Origin of the sequence: Candidatus Poriferisodalis sp. (genome assembly GCF_965205175.1) — a bacterium.
Classification (GTDB): Bacteria; Actinomycetota; Acidimicrobiia; order Acidimicrobiales; family Poriferisodalaceae; genus Poriferisodalis.
The window spans coordinates 2,058,383-2,079,678 of sequence record NZ_OZ242038.1 but is presented as its reverse complement, the minus strand read 5'-3'; the positions used below and the strand labels follow the sequence as shown (position 1 = coordinate 2,079,678).

Annotated in this window: 20 protein-coding genes and 1 tRNA gene; 10 read left to right on the top strand and 11 right to left on the bottom strand. The window is 67.0% G+C overall.

The window, feature by feature from the left end; all coding sequences use genetic code 11:
- Positions 1–69: 69 nt before the first annotated feature.
- The gene (locus ACOGI4_RS09025; RefSeq protein ID WP_419841341.1) at positions 70–1,233 is read right to left on the bottom strand and encodes an MFS transporter; all 1,164 of its coding nucleotides are present in this window, start codon (positions 1,231–1,233) and stop codon (positions 70–72) included.
- Between the two features lie 169 nt (positions 1,234–1,402).
- Here ACOGI4_RS09025 and ACOGI4_RS09020 point away from each other — a divergent pair, with 169 nt between their 5' ends.
- Both ACOGI4_RS09020 and ACOGI4_RS09015 read left to right on the top strand, forming a co-directional pair.
- Positions 1,403–2,440 carry a phosphotransferase family protein gene (locus ACOGI4_RS09020; protein ID WP_419841340.1) on the top strand — a complete coding sequence of 346 codons (1,038 nt, stop codon included), beginning with the start codon at positions 1,403–1,405 and terminating at the stop codon, positions 2,438–2,440.
- 253 nt (positions 2,441–2,693) lie between these two features.
- Positions 2,694–3,707, top strand: coding sequence for an LLM class F420-dependent oxidoreductase (locus tag ACOGI4_RS09015; RefSeq protein ID WP_419841339.1), 1,014 nt, complete (start codon positions 2,694–2,696; stop codon positions 3,705–3,707).
- 67 nt (positions 3,708–3,774) lie between these two features.
- On the opposite strand, the gene ACOGI4_RS09010 is transcribed toward ACOGI4_RS09015, so the two are convergent.
- Positions 3,775–4,179 (bottom strand): pyridoxamine 5'-phosphate oxidase family protein, encoded by a 405-nt coding sequence (locus tag ACOGI4_RS09010; protein ID WP_419841338.1) that lies wholly within the window; start codon positions 4,177–4,179, stop codon positions 3,775–3,777.
- A 130-nt stretch (positions 4,180–4,309) separates the two neighbouring features.
- Between ACOGI4_RS09010 and ACOGI4_RS09005 the strand changes: the two genes are divergently transcribed.
- From ACOGI4_RS09005 to ACOGI4_RS08995, 3 genes are all read left to right on the top strand, one after another.
- Positions 4,310–4,382, top strand: a tRNA-Ala gene (locus ACOGI4_RS09005).
- Positions 4,383–4,498: 116 nt separating this feature from the next.
- Positions 4,499–6,295 carry a cation:proton antiporter gene (locus ACOGI4_RS09000; RefSeq protein WP_419841337.1) on the top strand — a complete coding sequence of 599 codons (1,797 nt, stop codon included), beginning with the start codon at positions 4,499–4,501 and terminating at the stop codon, positions 6,293–6,295.
- A gap of 77 nt (positions 6,296–6,372) precedes the next feature.
- Positions 6,373–7,017 carry a VOC family protein gene (locus ACOGI4_RS08995; protein WP_419841336.1) on the top strand — a complete coding sequence of 215 codons (645 nt, stop codon included), beginning with the start codon at positions 6,373–6,375 and terminating at the stop codon, positions 7,015–7,017.
- Between the two features lie 157 nt (positions 7,018–7,174).
- Here ACOGI4_RS08995 and ung read toward each other — a convergent pair whose 3' ends face one another.
- Together ung and ACOGI4_RS08985 are read right to left on the bottom strand one after the other, a co-directional pair.
- Complete coding sequence (gene ung / locus ACOGI4_RS08990) at positions 7,175–7,840, bottom strand: uracil-DNA glycosylase (protein WP_419841335.1); 666 nt, start codon at positions 7,838–7,840, stop codon at positions 7,175–7,177.
- Between the two features lie 24 nt (positions 7,841–7,864).
- Positions 7,865–8,995 (bottom strand): phosphotransferase family protein, encoded by a 1,131-nt coding sequence (locus tag ACOGI4_RS08985; RefSeq protein ID WP_419841334.1) that lies wholly within the window; start codon positions 8,993–8,995, stop codon positions 7,865–7,867.
- A gap of 275 nt (positions 8,996–9,270) precedes the next feature.
- Here ACOGI4_RS08985 and ACOGI4_RS08980 point away from each other — a divergent pair, with 275 nt between their 5' ends.
- Positions 9,271–10,758: a pyridoxal-dependent decarboxylase gene (locus ACOGI4_RS08980; RefSeq protein WP_419841333.1), complete on the top strand. Its 1,488-nt coding sequence runs from the start codon at positions 9,271–9,273 to the stop codon at positions 10,756–10,758.
- A gap of 18 nt (positions 10,759–10,776) precedes the next feature.
- On the opposite strand, the gene hisC is transcribed toward ACOGI4_RS08980, so the two are convergent.
- From hisC to ACOGI4_RS08965, 3 genes are read right to left on the bottom strand one after another with little or no spacing between them, the layout of a single operon-like run.
- Positions 10,777–11,868 carry a histidinol-phosphate transaminase gene (hisC, locus tag ACOGI4_RS08975; RefSeq protein WP_419841332.1) on the bottom strand — a complete coding sequence of 364 codons (1,092 nt, stop codon included), beginning with the start codon at positions 11,866–11,868 and terminating at the stop codon, positions 10,777–10,779.
- Between the two features lie 35 nt (positions 11,869–11,903).
- Positions 11,904–12,449 (bottom strand): hypothetical protein, encoded by a 546-nt coding sequence (locus ACOGI4_RS08970; RefSeq protein WP_419841331.1) that lies wholly within the window; start codon positions 12,447–12,449, stop codon positions 11,904–11,906.
- 13 nt (positions 12,450–12,462) lie between these two features.
- Positions 12,463–12,819, bottom strand: coding sequence for a helix-turn-helix domain-containing protein (locus ACOGI4_RS08965; RefSeq protein ID WP_419841330.1), 357 nt, complete (start codon positions 12,817–12,819; stop codon positions 12,463–12,465).
- Positions 12,820–13,020: 201 nt separating this feature from the next.
- On the opposite strand from ACOGI4_RS08965, the gene ACOGI4_RS08960 reads away from it, so the two are divergent.
- The 3 genes from ACOGI4_RS08960 (at position 13,021) to ACOGI4_RS08950 (ending at position 16,431) form a co-directional block, all read left to right on the top strand.
- Positions 13,021–14,151, top strand: a complete 1,131-nt coding sequence (locus ACOGI4_RS08960; protein ID WP_419843122.1) for an epoxide hydrolase family protein — start codon at positions 13,021–13,023, stop codon at positions 14,149–14,151.
- A 40-nt stretch (positions 14,152–14,191) separates the two neighbouring features.
- The gene (locus ACOGI4_RS08955) at positions 14,192–15,874 is read left to right on the top strand and encodes a long-chain fatty acid--CoA ligase (RefSeq protein ID WP_419841329.1); all 1,683 of its coding nucleotides are present in this window, start codon (positions 14,192–14,194) and stop codon (positions 15,872–15,874) included.
- A gap of 254 nt (positions 15,875–16,128) precedes the next feature.
- On the top strand, positions 16,129–16,431 hold the full coding sequence (locus ACOGI4_RS08950) for a hypothetical protein (RefSeq protein ID WP_419841328.1): 303 nt from the start codon (positions 16,129–16,131) through the stop codon (positions 16,429–16,431).
- Positions 16,432–16,543: 112 nt separating this feature from the next.
- On the opposite strand, the gene ACOGI4_RS08945 is transcribed toward ACOGI4_RS08950, so the two are convergent.
- Positions 16,544–17,146, bottom strand: coding sequence for a class I SAM-dependent methyltransferase (locus tag ACOGI4_RS08945; RefSeq protein WP_419843121.1), 603 nt, complete (start codon positions 17,144–17,146; stop codon positions 16,544–16,546).
- Complete coding sequence (locus tag ACOGI4_RS08940; protein ID WP_419841327.1) at positions 17,143–17,925, bottom strand: crotonase/enoyl-CoA hydratase family protein; 783 nt, start codon at positions 17,923–17,925, stop codon at positions 17,143–17,145. The genes ACOGI4_RS08945 and ACOGI4_RS08940 overlap by 4 nt, the downstream gene beginning before the upstream one ends.
- A 105-nt stretch (positions 17,926–18,030) precedes the next feature.
- Here ACOGI4_RS08940 and ACOGI4_RS08935 point away from each other — a divergent pair, with 105 nt between their 5' ends.
- On the top strand, positions 18,031–19,659 hold the full coding sequence (locus tag ACOGI4_RS08935) for an alpha/beta hydrolase (protein ID WP_419841326.1): 1,629 nt from the start codon (positions 18,031–18,033) through the stop codon (positions 19,657–19,659).
- A gap of 20 nt (positions 19,660–19,679) precedes the next feature.
- On the opposite strand, the gene ACOGI4_RS08930 is transcribed toward ACOGI4_RS08935, so the two are convergent.
- A complete protein-coding gene (locus ACOGI4_RS08930; RefSeq protein WP_419841325.1) occupies positions 19,680–20,357 on the bottom strand; it encodes a hypothetical protein in 678 nt (225 codons plus the stop codon).
- Between the two features lie 277 nt (positions 20,358–20,634).
- Positions 20,635–21,066 (bottom strand): hypothetical protein, encoded by a 432-nt coding sequence (locus ACOGI4_RS08925; protein ID WP_419841324.1) that lies wholly within the window; start codon positions 21,064–21,066, stop codon positions 20,635–20,637.
- Positions 21,067–21,296: the final 230 nt, after the last annotated feature.

Sequence of the window (21,296 nt, the reverse complement as noted above, 5' to 3'; positions counted from 1 at the left end):
CTCTGCGGGCAGTCTCCTCTGGCAGCCTGAGTGAGCAACTGTCAGTTTCGGCGGGCCCGGCGCCGCAGGTCACGTGCTGTGGGTGAACACCATTGCCTTGGGCGGAACTTTCACTGCTCGCAGCCGCAGCGATGCGGTGCCCGCGAGCGCCAGACAGGCCACGCCCCAACCGCCGAAGAGCCAACGCGGACCTGCCCAGCCGTACAGCGGCGGACCTGCCAGCGCAGCAGTGCCGGCGACTGCAAGGCCGATCGCCTCGAGCACTCCGCCACCCATGGCGGCGTGTTCAGCTCCAGTGGCCTCCAGCACCAGCACTTGGGCGCCCATCACGCTGTAGGACTCGGTGATCGCTTCTGCGATGCCGATGGCGATGAAGCTCGCCAAGCCGCCGATCCAGCCGTAGAGCACCACTGCAGGCACGAAGAGCAGCAACGCCGGAACTGCGACCCGGCCGCCGCCCAGTCGCTCCGCGAGGGCACCGGTGTAGGGCGGCAACGCGATCAGCGGGATGCCGATGAACAGCAGTCCGATCGCCAGCTCGGCCGACGACAGCCCCACATCGGTCAGGTAGCGGTCCACGGTCGCGTCGAAGATGCCGACTAGGCCCCAGACGCCCATGTGCACGCAGATGGCCGCTTGGACTCGCGGCCGCCGCAGCAGGTTGCCCAAGTGCGAATAGTCCACCGGAACGGCCGAGATCGGCGAGTTGGAGATCAACATCGCGGCGATGGGCCCGAGCACAGCCATCGACGCGCCGGTGAGCAGGAACGGCGCCTCGAAGGAGATGCCGCTGAGCGCCGCGCCGATGGCAGGCCCGGTGACGAAGCCCGCGACGCCGCACGACAGCAGGCCGCCAACCTTGGCGCCGCTGCCGCTGATGTCACGCCCGATCAAGGCCTTGCGCGCGACCAGGCTGAACAGCCCGAAACCCACGCCGGCCATCGCACGGCTCAACGTCAGCGACCACGCGGCCGACGCGAAGACGAACCCGAAGGAGGCCCCCACCGCGGCCAGCACCGAGGCCCAGGCCACGACGCGGTGGCGGCCCCGGTCCACCAGCGGCGACAGCAGCAACTGCGAGAACAATCCCGCAACGAATCCGGCAGCCGCGATGACACCCAGTTCCAGATGGCTGAGGCCGTAGCGGTCCTGGAGGTCCGCCAGTGTGGCGAACACGACGCCGAGCGAAGCAGTCACCAGGAACTGCGTGGCATAGACCGTCACGAACAGCACCGCCGCAGCGTATTGGTGCTGTCGCCTGGCCGATTCGCAACATCGCCTCGGCCATGATGGACTGCATGGCGGTGAGCGGCAGCAAAGCAATCAGCATCGAAGCGAGCAACGACACAGCAAGTGGTGTTGAACGGTGCTGCCTCAGCAACGGCAGGCGGCGGTGTGTGCGGTGATCGCCGGCGGAGATGAACCAGTTCCCGGCATCGATCGCGGGCCGGTCACCGCGTGGATGGCGGAGAGGACCCACATCGCTCCCCCGCTGCAGTTCGAGATCATCGCAGGCGGGCACTCGAACCTGACGTACCGAGTCACCGATGCCGCCGGCCGCCGCTGGGCGCTGCGCCGCCCGCCGCTGGCACACCTGCTCGCCGGCGCGCACGACATGGTGCGCGAGCACCGTCTGCTGTCTGCGCTGGCCCCCACCGAGGTTCCCACGCCCCCGGTGGTGGGTCTGTGTACCGATGTCCACGTCAACGGCGCCGACTTCTATGTGACCGAGTTCGTCGACGGTGCAGTGCTGCGCTCGCTCACCGACGCACAGATGCTGACATCCGAGGCCCGGGCGCAACTCAGCCGACGGCTGGTGGAGGTGCTCGCTGCCATTCACAGCACCGACCTGGAGGCAACCGATCTCGCCACCCTGGGTCGACCCGACGACTACGTCGCCCGCCAGCTGCACGTCTGGCGCCGCCAGTTCAACGCCATGACGTCACGCGACCTGCCGATCATCGAGCGTGTCCACGATCTGTTGGCTGCTTCGATTCCGCCGCAGATCGAGTCCACGCTCGTTCACGGCGACTACCGCCTCGACAATTGCTTGTCGACCATCGGCGGCGACGTGGCCGCGGTGCTGGACTGGGAGATCTCCACGCTGGGCGACCCGATTGCGGAGCTGGGCATACTGCTCGCCTACTGGGTCGAGGCGGGCGACGGGTTCGCACCCTTGGGCCATGACGCCACCACTGCGGCAGGCTTCTGGGATCGCGACCAGATGGCCGGTGCCTATGGCGAGCTGACCGGCCGGGATGTCGGCGACGTCGGCTGGTGCTTCGCGTTCGCCAGTTGGCGCCTGGCCTGCATCCTCGAAGGCGTGCATGCCCGTTATGCAGGCGGGGCCATCCCCGACATACCCCCCGAGGTCCGCGAGTTCCCGAACAGCGTCGCGGCGCTGGCCGAACGGTCTGAGCAGACCTTGGCGCACCTCTGAACGGACCGCGCGGCGACCTGCGTCAGCCGGCTTCGACGCTGCTCTCGACACCAGCGCCGACGGCCATCTCGGCAGCCATCCCTGCGGCAACCGCTGCCGAGGTCCACTATGGTGCGCGCTCACGGTGCAGGCGGCGAGCGCCATGCACGCCCGCCTGTGCGGCTGCGCCCACCGCGGACCAACGGTGACGAAGGAACCGCAGAACCGAGTCGACACACACAGGCAGACAGGATGAGCAGATGAGGGCAGACCGATGAAGGTAGACGGCGGCATCGGGGTCACCGGCGGATTCGACCACCTGATCGAGTCCAGCCGAGATCAAGAAGCGTTGGGCTATGACGGCTTGTGGGTGCCCGAGACCAGCCACGACCCGTTCACCATGCTGCCGCTCATGGCGCATGCGACGTCGACGGTGGACTTAGGCACGAGCATCGTGGTGGGCTTCGCACGCAACCCGATGTCGCTGGCCTACAGCGCCAACGACATCCAGCTGCTGTCGCATGGCCGCTTCATCCTGGGCCTCGGCAGCCAGATCCGCCCGCACATCACCCGGCGCTTCTCGATGGACTGGTCCAAGCCGGCCGCCCGCATGCGCGAGATGATCCTGGCGATCAAGGCCATCTGGAACTGCTGGAACAACGGCGAGAAGCTCAGCTTCCGGGGCGACTTCTACCAGCACACGCTGATGACGCCGTTCTTCGAACCGGGCGAGAACCCCTACGGGCCGCCGCGTCTAGCGCTGGCAGGCGTCGGCCCGCTCATGACCGAGGTTGCCGGCGAGACCTGCGACGTCTTCCTGTGCCACGGCTTCACCACCGAGAAGTACCTGCGCGAGGAGACCATCCCGGCGCTCGAGCGGGGCGCTGCGCGAGCGGGCCGGGATCCCAGCGAGATCACCATCTCCGGCCCGTCGTTCATCGTGACCGGCAACAGCCAAGAGGACATGGACACGGCGCGGCAGGCCACCAAGCAGCAGGTCGCGTTCTACGGCTCCACGCCGGCGTACCGACCAGTGCTGGACTGCCACGGCTGGGGCGATCTGCAGACGGAGCTGAACGCCATGTCGAAGGAAGGCCGCTGGGTCGACATGGCCAATCTCATCGACGAGGACATCCTCGCTGCGTTCGCCGTGGTCGCAGAGCCCGAAGACGTGGCCGCCGAGCTGAAGCGTCGGTTCTCCGACGTCGTCGACCGCATCAGCTTCTACGCGCCCTATCAGGGCGACCGCGCGCGTTGGCAGACGATCTTCGACGACCTGAAGCGCTAGTTCGCAGCGGTGCAGTCGCCCGAACGCTGAGCTACTGCGCGCCATGCAAGTCGCGTGCGCGCTTCAGTCACGCGTGGGTGCTGCAGAGCGGAGCGCAATCGGCAGCACAGGCCGCATCTGGGGCCCCGGCCACATCGGACGCAGCCGGCGCGGGACGGTGCAGCACTCCTGAGGTCGGACGGAGCTCCAGTTCGGCGCCCCCGGTCCCGTCGACCGTTTGAGCGGCGGCGTCCACGATCATGGAGTAGCCGCCTGGCTCATGTGGTGGCCAGAGCACCGAGACGCTGGGCCGTTGGGCGACGTTGGCGACAGCGGAGCGGCTCGCTGGGCAACGCAACACCTCGCCTTCGAGGCGCAGCGTCACGTGCCCGATGTGCGGGGTGGCATCGTCGCGCACCGTGACGATGTAGGCGGCCGTTCCGAAGTGCTCGAGCTGGCCGGCAATGTCTGCCGGTGCCACGGGAATGCTCATGCGGTACGAAGATAGACCCCGTGAGCGAGCGGGATCGCCGCGCTCAGACGACTGCGCTAGCATGTGCCCTGCCGGCTCGGCCCGTTCACGAGTGGCCAAGTCGTGGGCCTGGTCGTGACCGCAGGGTCTCGGGGCTATAGCTCAGTTGGTAGAGCGCTTCCATGGCATGGAAGAGGTCAGGGGTTCAATTCCCCTTAGCTCCACGGTGCTCCGGCGCCGCATCGCGCCGGCGCCCTAGCGCGACCCGCAACATCACGCCCGACTGCCGGGCTTGACGCCCCCCGAGGCCGCCTGTGGAGGCCAATAGCCTGCGCTGCACATGCTGTTGGCCGCATCGGCGCCGCCGCTGTTCACCGAGCTGGCGATCATGCTGGTTGCGGGAACGCTGATCGCTTTCGTTTCTGCACGCTTCGGTGTCGCGCCGATCGTCGGCTTCCTCGCTGCAGGCATCGTCATCGGGCCCAGTGGCGTCGGGCTCATCAGCGACGTCGACTTGGTCAATCAGGCAGCCGACATCGGCATCGTGCTGCTGCTGTTCACGCTGGGGATCGAGTTCAGCCTCGACCGGGTCCGGCGTTTCGCTTCCCTGTTCCTGCTGGGAGGGACGCTGCAGGTAGGGCTCACCGTTGGCATCGTGACCGGCGCGGTCGCCGCCTTCGGTGTCGAGTGGCGTACCGCCGTGTTCACAGGGCTGCTCGTATCGCTGAGCAGCACGGCAATCGTGCTCAAGGTGCTGGCCGAACGTCGAGCCACCACATCGCCGGTCGGCAACGTCTCGGTGGCGTTCCTGATCTTCGAGGACTTGGCGATTGTCGCCATGGTGCTGGCGGTGCCCTTGCTGGGCGGCCAAGCAGCCGGACCTGCCGACATGCTGATCGCCTTCGCCAAAGCCGCCGGCATCGTGGTGGCTGTCGTCGTCGTGGCGCGGACGCTGGTGCCGGCACTGCTGCGGACGGTGTCTCGATTCCAATCGGCTGACGTGTTCTTGCTGACAGTGCTGGCGATCTGCTTCGGAACTGCGTACGCCACCAACTTGCTCGATGTCTCGGTTTCGCTCGGGGCATTTCTTGCCGGGCTGATGGTGAGCGAGAGCCGCGTGGCATCGCGAGCACTCGGCGAAGTGATGCCGCTGCAGGTCCTCTTCTCGGCGACGTTCTTCGTCTCGATCGGCATGCTGTTCGATGTCGGCTACCTCGTGCGCAATCTGCCCGTGGTGCTCGGCTTGGCGGCCGCCGTGGCCGTCATCAAGCTGGTTGCCACCACAGCAGCTGCACTGGCGGTGCGACAGCCGCGGGCAGTGGCTGCATGCGCAGGCGTCGCGCTGGCCCAGATCGGCGAGTTCTCCTTCGTGCTCGAACGTGCCGGCGAGCAAGTAGGACTCACGCCGGCCGGCCTCGCTGACGGCACAGAGGCATTCATCGCCGTCACCGTGTTGCTGATGGCCTTCAGCCCCTTCGGCGCGCGCTGGGCAGTATCGCGGGCGTCACGCCCCACAGGCCAGAGCGAAGCCAGCCAATGGCCTGGCGTCGGCCACGGTCTGCCCGAGCCTGGGTCTGACCGTGACGAGCATCAGCCCTTGCAGGATCACGCTGTGGTCCATGGCTTCGGCCCCAGAGCACGTCACATCGTCTCGGCACTCGAACTCGCACGCATACCCCACACCGTCGTGTCGCTCGATCCCGCAGCACAACGATGGGCGTCAGCGACGGGGCGACGCGTCCTCGTCGGCGACGTGTCCCGTCACGTCATCGCCGAACGCGCCGGTCTGCGTGATGCACGCGTCGCGCTCGCTGTGGACAGTCCGCCGTCTGCGGTCGAGCAGTTCGCGCGGCTCGCCCGCGAGCACAATCCGAACATCGCCGTGCTGGCTTGGGCCGCGAACACTGCTGATGCGGCCGATCTCGAACGTGACGGACTGGTGGATCACGTCGTCGCCGAGCGACAGGCCGGCATCGACGCACTCATCGCCCACGTGCTCGGGCACTTCGAGCTGCCCGAACCCGACACCGAAGCCGTCACCCATGTCGTCCTCCACGCTCAGCGCAGCGACGAGCCAGCCGACGGCACCGCTGCCACCAGCACCGACCACGGTAAGTCTGGCTGCGCACCGAGCTGAGCGACCAACTCGCAGCTCCGTCGACGACGCGGGGCCCGACCACGGCCTGCAGGCCCGGCTGCGGCTACTGTGCTCGCATGGCTGCAATTGACCACCTCGTGTTTGCCGCGCCGGACCTCGACCCGGCGACAGCTGCTGTGGGAGCGCTCGTCGGCGTCAGCGCGGCGGCCGGCGGCCCGCACCCGGGAATCGGCACGCGCAACACGCTCTTGTCACTCGGCGACGAGGTCTACCTCGAGATCATCGCGCCCGACCCCGACCAACCAGAGCCGGCGAACCCGCGCCCGTTCGGCATCGACGATCTGAGCGCGCCGAGGCTCGTGGCCTTCGCCGTGCATCCAACCCAAGGCGAGACCATCGACGACGTGATTGCGGCGATGCGTGATTGCGGCGAGGACTTCGGCGATGTCGCTCCGATGAGCCGCCTCACGCCCGACGGCGAACAGCTCCACTGGTCGCTCGCCTTTCCCGCTGCCGGTCTCACAGACGGCGCAGCACTAGTGCCGTTCGTCATCGAATGGGGCGACACGACCCACCCGGCGACGGTGACGCCCGCAGGCTGCACCTTGGTGTCGATGTCAGCCACCCACCCCGACCCGGACCGCATCGGAGCTCTCTATAACAGCATCGGCCTCGGCACAGCGGTGTCAGTCTCAGCAGGCGACACAGCAAGCCTCCAAGCAGTGCTGTCCAGCCCGAAGGGCCGCGTAACACTGCGCTGAAGCACCGCACCTAGCGGTGTGCCGAGCGGTCAGAGCCTCTATCCGCCGGCTTTCGCACCCTCGGGCTCTAGCAACACGACGATTGCAGCCGCTGCCCTGTGCAACAGTCAGTTCCGCGACGACACACCTCGGGAACACCGAGCTTGATGCTGTCCGTTCACCCGTCGAGACTCCAGTCCACCGGTGGGCGGCCGGCGGCGATGAGTGCAGCGTTGGCGCGGCTGAAGGGCTTGCTGCCGAAGAATCCCTGACTGGCGCTGAGCGGCGACGGGTGAGCCGACTCGACGACCACATGACGGTTCAGGTCCACCAACGACTTCTTGCGGCGAGCGAACGCACCCCACAAGATGAACACGACACGTTCGTCTTTCGCGTTGACAGCCCGGATCACCTCGTCGGTGAAGGTCTCCCAGCCGGTTGAGCGGTGCGAGCCCGCCTGGCGAGCACGTACTGTCAGAAACGCGTTCAACAGCAGCACACCTTGGCGTGCCCAAGCCTCAAGGTTGCCATGAGCGGGCGGCTCGATTCCCAAGTCGTCACGCAGCTCCGAAAAGATGTTCTGCAACGACGGCGGTTGCGGGACTCCGCGAGGCACCGAGAAGCACAGCCCGTGAGCTTGCCCGGGGCCGTGATACGGGTCCTGCCCGAGGATCAACACCTTCACCTCCGCGTACGGCGTCGTGTGCAGGGCCGCGAACACTTGGTCCTCAGGCGGGTAGACAGTCCTGCTCGACCGTTCGTCGGCCACGAACTGCTGCAGTATCGGCCAGTAGGGCTTGTCGAACTCTGCCCGCAGTATTGGGTTCCAGTCCGTGCGTGGCATCGGACTCCTACCGCCGCAGCCGCATCACGAAATCGTTGCCGCCGCCGCTGCGGAGAGCTCGATACCGCGTCCGATGCGGGCCCGATACAGCTCCAAGTCCACGTCGTCGGCAGGCTTCTGGCCGCGCATGTAGCGGGCATACACACCGTGAATGATGCAAGCCGATTTCCAGTGGTTGAAGCTCACGTAGTACTGCAACTGCCCCAGATCGGCGCCCGTACACCGCTGGTAACGCTCGATGAGTTCGGCCCGTCCGACGAAGCCGTCCACCAGTGTCGGCGGATCCGCGCCTTCCAGAATATCGTCGCTCGGCTCGGCCCAGCCATTCAGCGCGTAGGCAAAGTCCGCCAGCGGATCGCCGAGGGTAGAGATCTCCCAGTCCAGCACCGCCTGCAGCTCGCCCTCGGGGTTGAACAGGCAGTTGTGCAGCCCGTAGTCGCCATGCACAACCCGGGCCGGGCCCTGTTGCGGCTTCCGTTCGGCCAAGAAGTCGTGCAACTCGTGTACGACTGGCGTGTCGTACTGCGCCGCATCCGCCGACGCCGTCCACGACCGATACCACGTGCGGATCTGGCGACCGACGTAGTCTTCCGGCTTGCCGAGTTCGCCCAAGCCGGCTTCGAGCGGGTCGACGGAGTGCAACGCTGCGAGCACGTCCATGAACGACGTGCCGACGTTGGCGCGGCCCGCGGCGGTGAGGTGCTCGCGCGCATCGGCCGACGCGAACAACGGCCTGCCCTCGACGTAGCTCATCACGTAGAAGTGGGCACCGGTGACCTCGGGGCTCTCGCAATAGCCGTACGCCGCGGCCACCGGCACATCGGTGGGGCCCAAGCCGCTGATGATCGTGAACTCGCGCCCCATGTCGTGCGCTTTGGGCAGTAGATCGCCCATCGGCGGCCGGCGTACCACCGCCACCGTGCCGTCGCCGGCTTTGAGCTTGTAGGTCAGATTGCTGTGCCCGCCTTCCAGCTGCGTCCAGGCGAACGGCGGCTCGAGGCCGTCGACGTTCTCGCTGATCCAGGCTTCGACGGCGGGCACGTCATAGCCGACGACTGCGGCGGTCGCTTCAGCGCCCTGCGCTTCCGGGCTGGACGTTGCCCGGTTCGCCCCTGCTCGATCTGGCGCCCCATCGGGCATCTCGCCTCCCGACATCTGACCTCCCCGTGGTCTCCCCTGGCGTTCCGCAAGCGGCCCATCGCGCTGTCGCCAGCAGACGTTGCCCTCTCGAGTCTGGCCTCGGCAACTGCGCGCTCGCGACCTCGTCGAGCGGCTCGGCCCACACACACTATGGCCGACCGTTGCTGCCGAAAGCCAACGCCGCTAACGGTGCCGAAGCTCCATCGAGCGGCCCGTGCAGTTGCCTTGCTCGGCATGTGAGGCGTGGCAGCCACAGACGCACCCCCACAGTCCGCAGTAGCGTCGCCGCCGTGGAGCGAGGCGACCATGAGGCCCACCCGGGCGATCCATCGGCAACGCTGACCTCGCCGCCTCAGCACATGACGCCCGAGCAGTTCCGCGAGCACGGCCGGGCGGTGATCGACTGGATCGCCGACTACTGGGAGCGGGTCGAGACGCTGCCGGTCGCCTCGACGGTGCAGCCCGGCGACATCCGCGCGCTGCTGCCAGATACAGCCCCGGAGCATCCCGAGCCGTTCGAGAACCTGCTGGCTGATCTCGACCGTGTGATCGTGCCGGGAGTCACGCATTGGCAGCACCCGGGCTGGTTCGCGTACTTCCCGGCCAACAGCTCGCCGCCGTCGGTACTGGCGGACACGGTGTCGGCCGGTCTGGGGCTGATCGGCCTGCTGTGGTCGGCTTCGCCGGCGGTGACCGAGGTGGAGAGCCACGTGCTGGACTGGCTGGTGGAGCTGATGGGCTTGCCGCAACACTGGAAGACCACGGCGAGCGGCGGCGGCGTGCTGCAGGGCAGCGCATCGGACGCCACCCATGTCGCGCTCGTCGCAGCCCGCCACCGTGCGGCACAGCGCAGCGGCCGTCACGCCGCGCACACGGTGGCCTACACCTCTGCCCAGGCCCACAGCTCGGTGTACAAGGGCGCCGGCGTGGCGGGCTTCGGGCACGTCCGCTCGATCGAGACCGACGAACGCCACGCGATGCGGCCCGACATGTTGCGGGACGCGGTCGCCGCAGACGCCTCGGCTGGGCTGGTGCCGGCCTTCGTCGGATCGACCATCGGCACCACCGGCACCACGGCCGTCGACCCAGTGCGAGCCATCGCCGCAGTCGCCGGCCAGTACAGCCTGTGGCACCACGTCGATGCGGCGTACGCAGGAACGGCGATGATCTGTCCGGAGTTCAGGGAGCACCTCGACGGCGTCGAACTCGTCGACAGCTACGTGTTCAATCCCCACAAGTGGATGATGGTGAACTTCGACTGCTCGGCGTTCTACGTCTCCGAACGCTCCGCGCTGACCGAAGCCTTGTCCATCGACCCGCCCTATCTGCGCAACGCGCACAGCGATGCCGGCAACGTGATCGACTACCGCAACTGGCAGGTGCCCCTCGGCCGGCGCTTCCGGGCGCTCAAGCTGTGGTGGGTGCTGCGCAGCTACGGCGCTCAGGGCATACGCCAACTAGTGCGCCACCACGTGGCCATGGCCCAGGAACTGGCGGAGCGGCTCCGCGACGACCCGCGCTTCGAGATCGTGGCGCCGCATCCGTTCTCGCTGGTGTGTTTCCGCTGCCGCGCCGCCGATGCCACCGACGAAGCCGCCCGAGCCGCGGACCGAGCCACCGATGCCGTCGCGGCGGCGGTGAACGGCAGCGGGACCGCGTACCTGACGCCGTCCCAGCTAGATGGGCGCAGCATCATCCGAGTGGCCGTCGGTCAGTCCCGCACCGACCGCGAGCATCTCGATCAGCTCTGGAAGACCATCAGCGAGGCCGCTGCTTGACGCTCGACACCCAGAGCCTCAGCCCGGCGGCTCGATGGCTTGCAGCGCGTCGAGCACGCGATCGTTCTGCGAGGCGGTGCCCAGGCTGATCCGCACGCCTTCGCCTTCGAAAGGCCGCGTCACGAGCCCCTGTCGTTCCAAGCCGACGAAGAGATCCATGGCGCGCCCGCCCACCGGCAGGTACACGAAGTTGGCCTGGCTCGGCACCGCCGGCCAGCCCAGCTCGGCCAGCGCTGCGCTGACGCGCTCGCGCTCTGCCACGATGCCGTTCACCCGTTCGGCCATCTCCGCAGCGGTGCCGGGTTCCAGCGAAGCGAGCGCAGCGGCCTGGGCGATGCCGCTCACGATGAACGGCAGCGCCACCTTGTCCAGCGCTGCGACGACACTGGGATGCCCGACGCCGTAGCCGACGCGCAGGCCGGCCAGCCCGTAGGCCTTGGAGAACGTGCGCAGCACGAGCGCGTTGGGGTGCTGCGGCAGCAGCGCCTCAACGGGGTCGGCCACCGCCGGGTCGGTGACGAACTCCCGGTATGCCTCGTCGATCACCACGATCACGTCTTGTGGCACTGCCGTCAGCAGACGCTGCAGCTGTGCAGTCGTGCAGACAGTGCCGGTCGGGTTGTTGGGAGTAGACAGCACCACGATCTTGGTGCGCTCGGTCACTGCTGCTGCGACGGCGTCGAGATCGAAGCGGTGGTCGGCCAGCGGCACCGCAACGGGCACCGCTGCCGAGACGGCGCAGAACACCGGATGCACTTCGAAGGAGCGCCACGGATACACCACCTCGTCGCCAGGATCGACATAGGCCGCGAATAGCTGCTGCAGCACGCCGACCGAGCCGGCGCCCACCGTGACCTGGCCGGCCTCGACTCCGTGGCGGCGCGCAAGCGCATCTCGCAGCTCCAAGCAGCGATGGTCGGGGTAGCGGTTCACGCCCAGCGCCGCTTCGGCCACTGCCGCAACCACCGACGGCAGCGGGTCGTTGGCGTTCTCGTTGGAGGCCAGCTTGATCGCCTCGGCCAAGTCGTGCTCGGCCGCTGCCTGCGCCGCAGAACGGCCCGGTCGGTACTCCGGCAGACGGTGTATTGCGGCCCTCGGTCGTCCGATCATCGGCTCGCTCCCCCGCTCGACGCGCCAGCCGCAAGCTACCGCTGACCGCTGAGCAGGCTGGCCAGACGGCGGTATCGATGGTCGTCGTCGCCCACGATCCGCCCGACCCATCGCAGCGCCTCGGCTGCATCGATGTGAGTGCGCTGCGTGAGCATCGCCTCGATGTCCACCCAGTCCTTGGGCCGGTCGAAGACCGCCTTGCATACCGCGAGGTGCGTGGCCGAGAGGACGCGGATCGTGCGACCTGCGAAAGGGACGTTGACTGCCGCCCGCTCAGCAGCAGCGTGCAACGGGTGATAGCTGAAGAACAGGTCGATCGGTGTGCCGTCCCAGATGACCCGGATCTGTCCGTCTCGTTCAGCGGCGCTGACGACATCGTGGGTTTCCACCCCGAGGCGGTCGAGGGACGCCAGAACTTGCCCGGCCCGGTCGGCTGTCACGAACACATTCACATCGATATCGATGGTGCCTCGCGGCTCGGCGTGGTAGCCGAGCGAGATCGCCCCGCCGAACGCGTGCGGAAAGGCCGCCAAGGCAGCGTCGACGGCCACGATCTTGTCGGACAGGCTTAGCTTGCTCACAGCGACATGCCGGTCACGGGCGTGGGGCCTCCGGTGCTGTCTTGGATGAGGAATCGAAGCGCGGGAACCTCAGCGGCCCACGACGGCGGCTGCCGATGGCGTCTGCGAGCCCCAGGAGCTCGACCAGTCGCTCGCCGTGCTCTTCGATGTTCGCCGGCGGCGCGATCTCGGGTTGCTTGCGCGCAAGCCTGATCTCCAAGCGCTCCCCGGTCGCAGCGATGAGCCGTCGCAAGGTGTCGACGGTGGGGTTGCGTCGTCCTCGCTCGTAGGCGGAGATGACCGACTGGCTGGTGCCGACGCGCTCCGCCAAGGCAGCCTGGCTCAAACCCTGACGCTGACGGGCGAGCCGGATCAGCTCCGCAGCTTCCACAACCCGAAGCCTACCATAGCGCATTGTCTATATTGACCGACCGTATAGACGCCTTGCGCACCGCCGCTGGTTCGGAGACCTACGATCACCCGCTCAGACTCGCTTCACGCTCGTGCGTGCGGGCGTGCGAAGAGTACGCGGCCACGCCCAACGGCGCCGCCTTCGCGGTGTTCGGTGACGCGTATGGGCTACGGTCGTGGCATGCGAGTGTCGCCGTTTCGGATTGACGTGCCGGACGAGGAGTTGGCTGACCTGCGGGATCGGCTGACCCGAACGCGCTGGCCCGAGCGAGAACTGGTAGACGACTGGTCCCAAGGCGTGCCGCTGGCCTACGTCCAGGAGGTCTGCGACTACTGGGCCAACGCCTATGACTGGCGGGCGCGTGAGGCGGCGCTCAACCGCTTCGACCAGTACATCGCAGATGTGGACGGCATGGACATCCACTTCATCCACGCCCGCTCCGGCGAGCCCGACGCGCTGCCCATCCTCATCACCCACGGCTGGCCCGGCTCAGTCGTGGAGTTCCACAAGGTGATCGAACCCTTGGCCGACCCGGCCGCCCACGGAGGCGCCGCATCCGACGCCTTCGATGTGATCTGCCCGTCGCTGCCCGGCTACGGCTTCAGCGGCAAGCCCGTCGAGCGGGGCTGGGGTGTCGAGAACATCGCCGACTGCTGGGCCCGCCTCATGACGGGACTGGGCTACGAGCGCTTCGGCGCCCAGGGCGGCGACTGGGGCTCGGCGGTCACCACGGCGCTCGGCAGCCGCCACCCCGACCGCTGCGTGGGCATCCACCTGAACATGGTGATGCGCGGCAATCGCCCTACCGACCGCGAGCCCAACGCCGAGGAGCAAGCAGCCCTGGCTGCAGCGAAGCACTACAGCGACTGGGATTCCGGCTACTCCAAGCAACAGTCCACCCGGCCCCAGACCTTGGGCTACGGCCTCACCGACTCTCCCGCCGGCCAAGCGGCATGGATTCTGGAGAAGTTCTGGGCGTGGACCGACTGCAACGGCCATCCGGAGCATGCGCTGAGCCGCGACGAGATGCTCGACAACATCATGCTCTACTGGCTGAACGCAGCTGCCGCCTCATCGGGCCGGCTCTACTGGGAGAGCTTCCGAAAACTCCCGGCCATGACCGTGGACGTGCCCACCGGCATCGCCAAGTTCCCCGCCGAGATCATCCCGCCAGTGCGAGCGTGGGCCGAGCCCGTCTACTCCGACATCCGCCACTGGACCGACATGCCCGCAGGCGGTCACTTCGCCGCGTTCGAGCAGCCTGAGCTGTTCGTCGACGACGTGCGCGCCTTCTTCCGCCTGCTGCGATGACCCACAGCACCAGCGGCTGCGCTGCGCGCCACAGCGACAGATGACCACAGCACGCGCGCAGCCGGTTCTGGTCGGCGACACCATGGACCGGCCGCTGCTGGTGTCGGCGCTGATCGACTACGCGGCCCGAAGCCACGCAAGCACCGATGTCGTCGCAGTGGACTCAGCGGGGCGTTCCACGCGCAGCACGTGGGGGCAGATAGGCGCCCGTGCCCGTTCGGTGTCCGCGGCGCTGGCCGCGGACGGCATCGTGCCGGGTGACCGCGTCGCCACCATCGCGTGGAACGACCACCGCCATCTTGAGGCCTACTACGGCATCACCGGCATCGGCGCGGTGCTGCACACCGTCAACCCGCGGCTGCACGACCGCCAGCTGGAGTTCATCCTGAACGATGCCGCCGACACGGTGGTGCTGGTGGATCCGTCCTTCGTCGAACTCGCAGTCCGGCTCGCGCCCAACACGCCGACGGTGCGACGCTGGGTGGTGCTCGGCCGCACCGACGCATCGGCCGGCTTGCCGGGCGAGATCGACTACGAGGAGTGGATCGCTGCGGCGACTGGGCCCGCCGAGTGGCGCGAGTTCGACGAACGCGCGGCGGCGACGCTGTGCTACACCTCGGGCACCACCGGCAACCCCAAGGGAGTGCTGCAGAGCCACCGCTCGATCGTGTTGCAGACATGGGCCTGCTGCACCGGAGACGGCCATGACGTCCATTCCGGGCAGTGCGTGCTGGGCGCAGTGCCGATGTTCCATGTGAACGGCTGGGCGCTGCCCTTCGCCGCCGCGATGAGCGGCGCCAAGCTCGTGCTGCCGGGCCCGGACCTCAGTCCCGAAGCGCTCGTCGATCTCATCGAGGCTGAGGAGGTCACGTTCTCGGCGGGCGTGCCGACCATCTGGATGGGCGTCGTGAGCTACCTGCAGGCGTCGGGTCGCACGGTGTCGTCGCTGAGGAAGGTGGCTGTCGGCGGTTCGGCTGCGCCCCGCAAGCTCATCGACACGCTCGAGGACGACTACGGCGTCGCCGTCAGCCACGTGTGGGGCATGACCGAGATGACCCAAGGCACGTCGGGACGCTTGACGCATCGCATCGAACGAGCCGACCGCGACACCCAGCGGGCTCGCCAAGCCGCCGCAGGACGCGAGCTGTTCGGTGTCGAGCTGCGGGCGGTGGGCGAGGACGGCGCGGAGCTTCCTCGCGACGGTCGCAGCATCGGCGAGATACAGGCACGCGGCCCGTGGATGTGCGGCGCCTACTACCACGGCGCCCTCACCGACGCCGCAGCGCTGGCGGATTCTCACACTGCGCCGGCGGAGGGCGGCTGGCTGCGAACCGGCGATGTGGGCACCCTCGACGGTGAGGGCTGCTTGACCCTCACCGATCGGACGAAGGACGTCATCAAGAGCGGCGGCGAGTGGATCAGCTCCATCGATCTGGAGAATGCAGCCGTCGAAGCGCCCGGTGTGGCGGCTGCCGCGGTCATCGGCCTGCCACACGAGCGCTGGGGAGAGCGGCCGCTGCTCATCGTGGAACTCGCGCCGGGCGCGGCGCTCGACGCCGACTCGGTGCTGGATGCGATCCGGCCCCGGGTCGCATCGTGGTGGCTGCCCGACGATGTCGTGGTCATCGCGGAAATCCCATTGACCGGCACCGGCAAGATCGACAAGAAGGCTCTGCGCGCGGCCTATGCAGACCACACGTGGCCGGCGCGGTGCACTGTCTGACGCCTGCAGTCCGCCGATAGCCTCTGGCTTGGACTGCGCTTCCCGGGCTGCCGGGTCGGCGGGTTGGCCGCTCCGGCGGCTTGAGTACCGACGGCCGCTCCCACGGCCGGGGGCACTTCGAGGCCGAGCGAGGCCAAAGGCGGCTCGGCGTCAAGGCTCAGCCCGCTGGTCGGCAACCGAGTCCGTGCAGCTCCGCAGTCTCCTGGCCCCATGAGGCCTGTCCCGACAAGGTTACGAAAAGAAAGGTGAGCGTTATGGCTGCTGGTCGCACGACATTTGAGAAACTGCAGAGGGATCGGGCCAAGAAGGCGAAAGCCGAGGCGAAGCGCGCCAAGCGCATGGGCAAGATCCCCGAGAGCGGTCCGCTCGTGGCCGAGACGCCGACACCCCAAGACTCGGGCGCCGTGCTCGACGGCAACCTCGACGAGGAACTCTCCGCCGCAGATCTGATTCGCCTCGTCGAAGAAGTGCAGACGCAGTTCGACAACGACGAGATCAGCTTCGACGAGTACGAAGAGCGCAAGATCGAACTGCTCGCCCGACTGCCCACCGACTGAACCCAGCCCGGCTGAGCCGACCGGATCGAGCCAGCCCGGCCGAGTCAACCAGCGGCGGTGACTGCCCGACGCAGACAAGCCCAATCCGGCCGGCTCAATCAGGCAAACTCGGTCAACCGGCGGTGAGCTTGCGGTGAACCGACACCGCGTAGTCGCCGCCCGCATAGGCCGCACCCTCCCATGTCGCCCAGCGGGATTCGAGCGTCAAGCCGTGGCGCTCAGCCAGCGCGTCGAAGATGTGCAACTGCAGGTAGCCGTCGCTGAGCTGAAAGCCCGCAACGAGCGCGCCGCCCGGTCGCAGGTGCGCTGCGAGATTGGCCACCACGGCGGCTTCGGTGCCTGGCTCCAGGAAGATCATCACGTTGCCGGCCGCGATGGCGGCATCGAAGCAGCGGCGCTCGCCGGTCTCGCCCGCCACCACGATGCTCGCCAGGTCGCCGTGCAGCCAAGACAACTCTGGCGCCTTGTTCCGCGCGTGGTCGAGCATCGTGCGGTCCGCGTCGACGCCCACAACTTCGTAGCCGCGCCGAGCCAGCTCGATGGCCACCCGTCCGGTGCCGCATCCCGCGTCGAGCACGCTGCCGCCGGGCCGCACCAGCGACGCGACGAGGTCCGCTTCGCCGTGGATCGACTCCCCGCGTGCCGCCTTGCGCGCCCAGCGCTGGTCGTAGTCGGCGCCGCGAGGTACGTCGCGGCGGTGGGCCCAGCGGCTCAGCGATCCTGCCAGTTCGGATCGCGACGCTCGGCGAACGCCGTCGCGCCCTCGATGGCGTCAGCAGACGCGAACACCTCCTCCAGCGCCGGCTGCTGATACTGCCAGAAGTCGTCTTCGGACACGCCGAGCACGTTGCGGATCAGCGCCTTGGAGGCCCGCACGCCCTTGGGCGCATTGCGGGCGATGCGTTCGCCGAGCTCCACCGCGACATTGACCGCTTCGCCCTTGGCGCAGACCCGATTCACCATGCCGTGCTGATGGGCCACTTCGGCGGTGATCGGCTCGGCGGTCAATGCCATCTCCATGGCCAGGCTGTAAGGCAGCTGACGCGGCAGCCGCAGCAGCGCACCCGCGCCCGCGAACAGGCCGACGCCGACCTCGGGAATGCCCAGCTGCGTGCCCTCCGAGGCCACGATCAGGTCACACGACAGCGCCACCTCCAGCCCGCCCGCCAGAGCGAATCGCTCCACTGCGGCGATGAGCGGTTTGGCTGCGCTGCGTTCGACGATGCCGCCGAAACCGCGTCCGGCAGGGTTCGGCATGCCGCCGAGCCCGCCGCCGCTGACGAATGCCTTGAGGTCCATGCCTGCGCTGAACCCTCGTCCCGCGCCGGTGATCACGCCGACGCGGGTGTCGGGGTCGGCGTCGAGCGCGTCCAGCGCGTCGCCGAGCGCCTCCGACAACGCCATGTTGAACGCATTCATCGCATCAGGGCGGTTCAGCGTGAGCACTCTCACGTAGCCGCGTTGTTCGGTCAGGACCAAGGGTTCTTCGCTCACCGAGCCTCCTCAAGTTCGCTCTGTGTACTCGTGCCGGGCGTCCGTGCCAGGTGTTCACCAGGTTCGGACCGGCAGCGCTGACAGTGCCGACAGTAGCGTCGCTGGATGACCCACGACGAGGCGGCGTTCACCGCATCGGTCGAGGCAGAGGACAGCGTGGACGGCAACGACGACATGAATGGCAACGGCCCGGCCACTCGCAGCCAGCAGGGCCCGAGCCGGCATGAAGCGCACGAGCTGAGCGACCTGCTGTCCCGCATCGAGGCCGCCGACCCTGCCGAGGCAACAACGCTCGTGCAGCTCCTGGCGCGGACACCGGCGCTGCAGTACGCCCGCGGGGCGCCTGCGCTGCGGGCAGCGCGGGCGTTGAGCGTCCACGGCGGCCCGCAGGCGTTCGCGCAAGCAGGTGAGTTGGCGGCGCGCGCCCACCGTGACGGTGTTGCGGGCGCTGGCGTCGTGTTCGCTGAGTGCGCCGACAAGATGAGCCTGCTGAGCGGGCGGCCTCAGCAGTTCGGGACGGTCGTCACGTCGCACTTGGGCGATCTGGTGCTGGCGCCGATGGACGGCAGCGTCGACGATGCCGCTCGTGCTCGCTTGGGCTTGCCGTCTGTGGCTCAGCGGCAGTCTGAGATCGACAAGCGCAATCGGGAACTCGCTCGTGAGCGTGCCGACCAAGACGGCCTGCCTGCGGGACAGCGCATGTGCCGCATCTGGCGAGACCCCAGCGAGGCATGGCTCGCCGAACACCTCGGTGCCCAAGCCTCGTGCGGTTGGGCCAACGGCGACGAACTCACGCTGGCTTGCCGCAGCGACGCGGCGGGGCTTCTGCCGGGGCCGGTCATCGAACTGCCGATGTGGCGCGTCGGCGGTGGCGACCTGTGGGCGCTCAGCGTGCGCATCGAGCGTCTCCCCGAGGCCGTCATCGGCTACGGCTTCTGGCCGCTCGATGCCGGCGGCGGTCTGCTCGACGGTCGACGCGGCGCGGTGCCGCACCGCTTCCGCGGTCCCGCAGCACCCGAGGAGCTGCCGTCACACCGTGACCACGAGCTGCGTGGCACCAGCGCCAAGCACACGCTCGACAGTACCGCGCTGCGCACCAAGCGCAACGTCACCGTGTACCTGCCGCCGAGGCATTCGCCCGCAGAACAGCTGCCAGTGCTGTACGCCACCGACGGCAACATGATCGGGCCGTACATCCGCCGCATCGACGCCGGCATCAGCCGCGAGACAGTGCCCCGCTGTGTCGTCGTCGCAGCTCACGCCGCGCCGATGGCTGGCTACGGAAATGACCGGGCAATGGAGTACCTGCCCGGCTTCGACGACGACCGTTTCGACCGCCACCAGCGCTTCTTCGTCGACGAACTCGCAGTCTGGGCCGAGCAGCAGTTCAACGTGTCCGACGAGCGCAGCCGGCGAGCAGTGTTCGGCGCGTCAGACGGCGGCGGGCACGCGCTTGCCGTCGGCCACATGCATCGCGACAAGTTCGGGCACGCCATGGCGTACTCCACCGGCATGCCGCCCAACGAACGGATGAACTGGAACGCTACCGAGGCGCCGTTCGTGCATCTGTGCGCAGGCACTCTGGAGGGCGGCTTCCACCAGGCGACCGAAGCCTGGGCAGCGTGGCTGCACTTCGCCAAATCACCGCACCATTGGGTCGAACGGGTTTGCGGCCACGATCTCATCCAGTGGGTAGAAGAGCTTCCCCGCGCCATCACCCGTGCCTGGGGCTGACGAAGCTGCCGCACTCTATCTCACCGTAAGTGCAGGTACTCGGTGTCTAACAGCTGCTCGGTGAAATCAAAACCGTCTTTGCACCATAGTTTGGCTATCTCGTATTGAGTCAACATGTCGTCGACCTCATCCGATAGCACTCTTTGCATCCGGCCTCCGATCGAGAATCGGTACGGAGCCCGATAGAGCGAAGCAGGATCAACGTGTACTCCAGCCTGCTCGAACACTCGTGAAATGCATTCAAGATAGAGTAGAGTTGGTTCGTCATCTTCTTCAGTAAGATTGATTCCTTCGCGTGCCAACTCACACACGGGCCCAATAATCACACCGGGTTCAGCCCGACGTGCACTGAGTTTCCAGCCTCGGTCTGATTTCCATACCACACTCGTGTGTGGTGCGACAAGAGTGACGTATTCTAGAATCTGCAGATCGTCTGGCGACGGGAATAGTTCCGCTACAATTCCGATTTCCGCAATCTCATAAGCGGGCGTGACCTCGTCTGATTTGTTCGCAATCTGCTGCACTTTCGCAGATTCTTGCGCTGCGAGCACGATGACACCGCGTAGCCGTGAACTCATATCAATGACGAACGGCGCCATGTACAGCGATGCCAATGTGACTCGTATGTTGAGGCGTGCAAGGCCCGTCACAATTGCATGAAAATATTCGAATTCGCCCGATTCGGCAATGGCATGCACACATGCTCGTGCCAGCGAATATGTGGGTCCGATACCGTCACATTTCCCGGACCTCATCCATGCACGTGACGATCGCCAAACGATGCGTCTACCGCCAACGAGTTCCACATATTCTGTGATGACGATGGAGTTGAAGCTGGGTCCCCAATCGCAGACCGCGCCAACTCGCTTGATCTCGTGCATTGAACGTCGATGCCTATCGCCTCTACTTCATTACGCAATGCGAACCGCACAAGGGGGCCGAGCCACCCTAGAAAAGTCAGCGTCTGCGAACAGTTTACGGAGACCAGTGAGCGAAAGCTGCCTGGCCTGCCTCCGCCATCAGCTTGCTCAGTCGCGGACCGTACTCAACGTTGATGGGAGCAATGTACAGGGACAGCGGGTCTACAGCGATACCTAACTCATGCAAGCGCTTGATGATGGACGCGAAATAGAAGTACACGGTGTCACCCTCACTGAGAACGTACATGCAGAGCCGCGCAATCTTATGGCCCGACTCCATCAGCGGGATGTCGGCACCGGTTCTCCACTCCTTCTCCGAACGCCACACGAGTCGTTCGCCGTCTGCAAAATCGATGTACTCACGAATTGGAGAGCTGTGCCGATTGCAGTCGACGTCGCATATGGCACCGAGTCTTGTGACCTCACGACCTACACCGCTGCTCGATCGCAGAGCTTCAGGTGGTATAGCTCGGTCATCAACGATCATGTCCATGCGTCTATCAAGTACCATCTTTGAGGCTCTCGGCAGTAGCTCTACCAGTCTTGGCCCGAATTCAATTCTGAATGGCGCGGCATAGGCCGAAGCTGGGTCCACGTTTGTACCTATGTCGCGCAATCGGCGAGCCAGACAAGCAATATAGCTGATCGGAGTTTCGTCGTTGTCATGAAGTACCATCATACATGTAGCCGTGATTGCATGCGCGGGGGATATATCAA

Coding starts and splice junctions, on each gene's coding strand:
- ACOGI4_RS09015 (WP_419841339.1), top strand. CDS start 2,694: ATGAAGGTAGACGGCGGCATCGGGGTCACCGGCGGATTCGACCACCTG.
- ACOGI4_RS09010 (WP_419841338.1), bottom strand. CDS start 4,179: ATGAGCATTCCCGTGGCACCGGCAGACATTGCCGGCCAGCTCGAGCAC.
- ACOGI4_RS09000 (WP_419841337.1), top strand. CDS start 4,499: ATGCTGTTGGCCGCATCGGCGCCGCCGCTGTTCACCGAGCTGGCGATC.
- ACOGI4_RS08995 (WP_419841336.1), top strand. CDS start 6,373: ATGGCTGCAATTGACCACCTCGTGTTTGCCGCGCCGGACCTCGACCCG.
- ung (WP_419841335.1), bottom strand. CDS start 7,840: ATGCCACGCACGGACTGGAACCCAATACTGCGGGCAGAGTTCGACAAG.
- ACOGI4_RS08985 (WP_419841334.1), bottom strand. CDS start 8,995: ATGTCGGGAGGCGAGATGCCCGATGGGGCGCCAGATCGAGCAGGGGCG.
- hisC (WP_419841332.1), bottom strand. CDS start 11,868: ATGATCGGACGACCGAGGGCCGCAATACACCGTCTGCCGGAGTACCGA.
- ACOGI4_RS08960 (WP_419843122.1), top strand. CDS start 13,021: ATGCGAGTGTCGCCGTTTCGGATTGACGTGCCGGACGAGGAGTTGGCT.
- ACOGI4_RS08955 (WP_419841329.1), top strand. CDS start 14,192: ATGACCACAGCACGCGCGCAGCCGGTTCTGGTCGGCGACACCATGGAC.
- ACOGI4_RS08950 (WP_419841328.1), top strand. CDS start 16,129: ATGGCTGCTGGTCGCACGACATTTGAGAAACTGCAGAGGGATCGGGCC.
- ACOGI4_RS08935 (WP_419841326.1), top strand. CDS start 18,031: ATGACCCACGACGAGGCGGCGTTCACCGCATCGGTCGAGGCAGAGGAC.
- ACOGI4_RS08925 (WP_419841324.1), bottom strand. CDS start 21,066: ATGATCGTTGATGACCGAGCTATACCACCTGAAGCTCTGCGATCGAGC.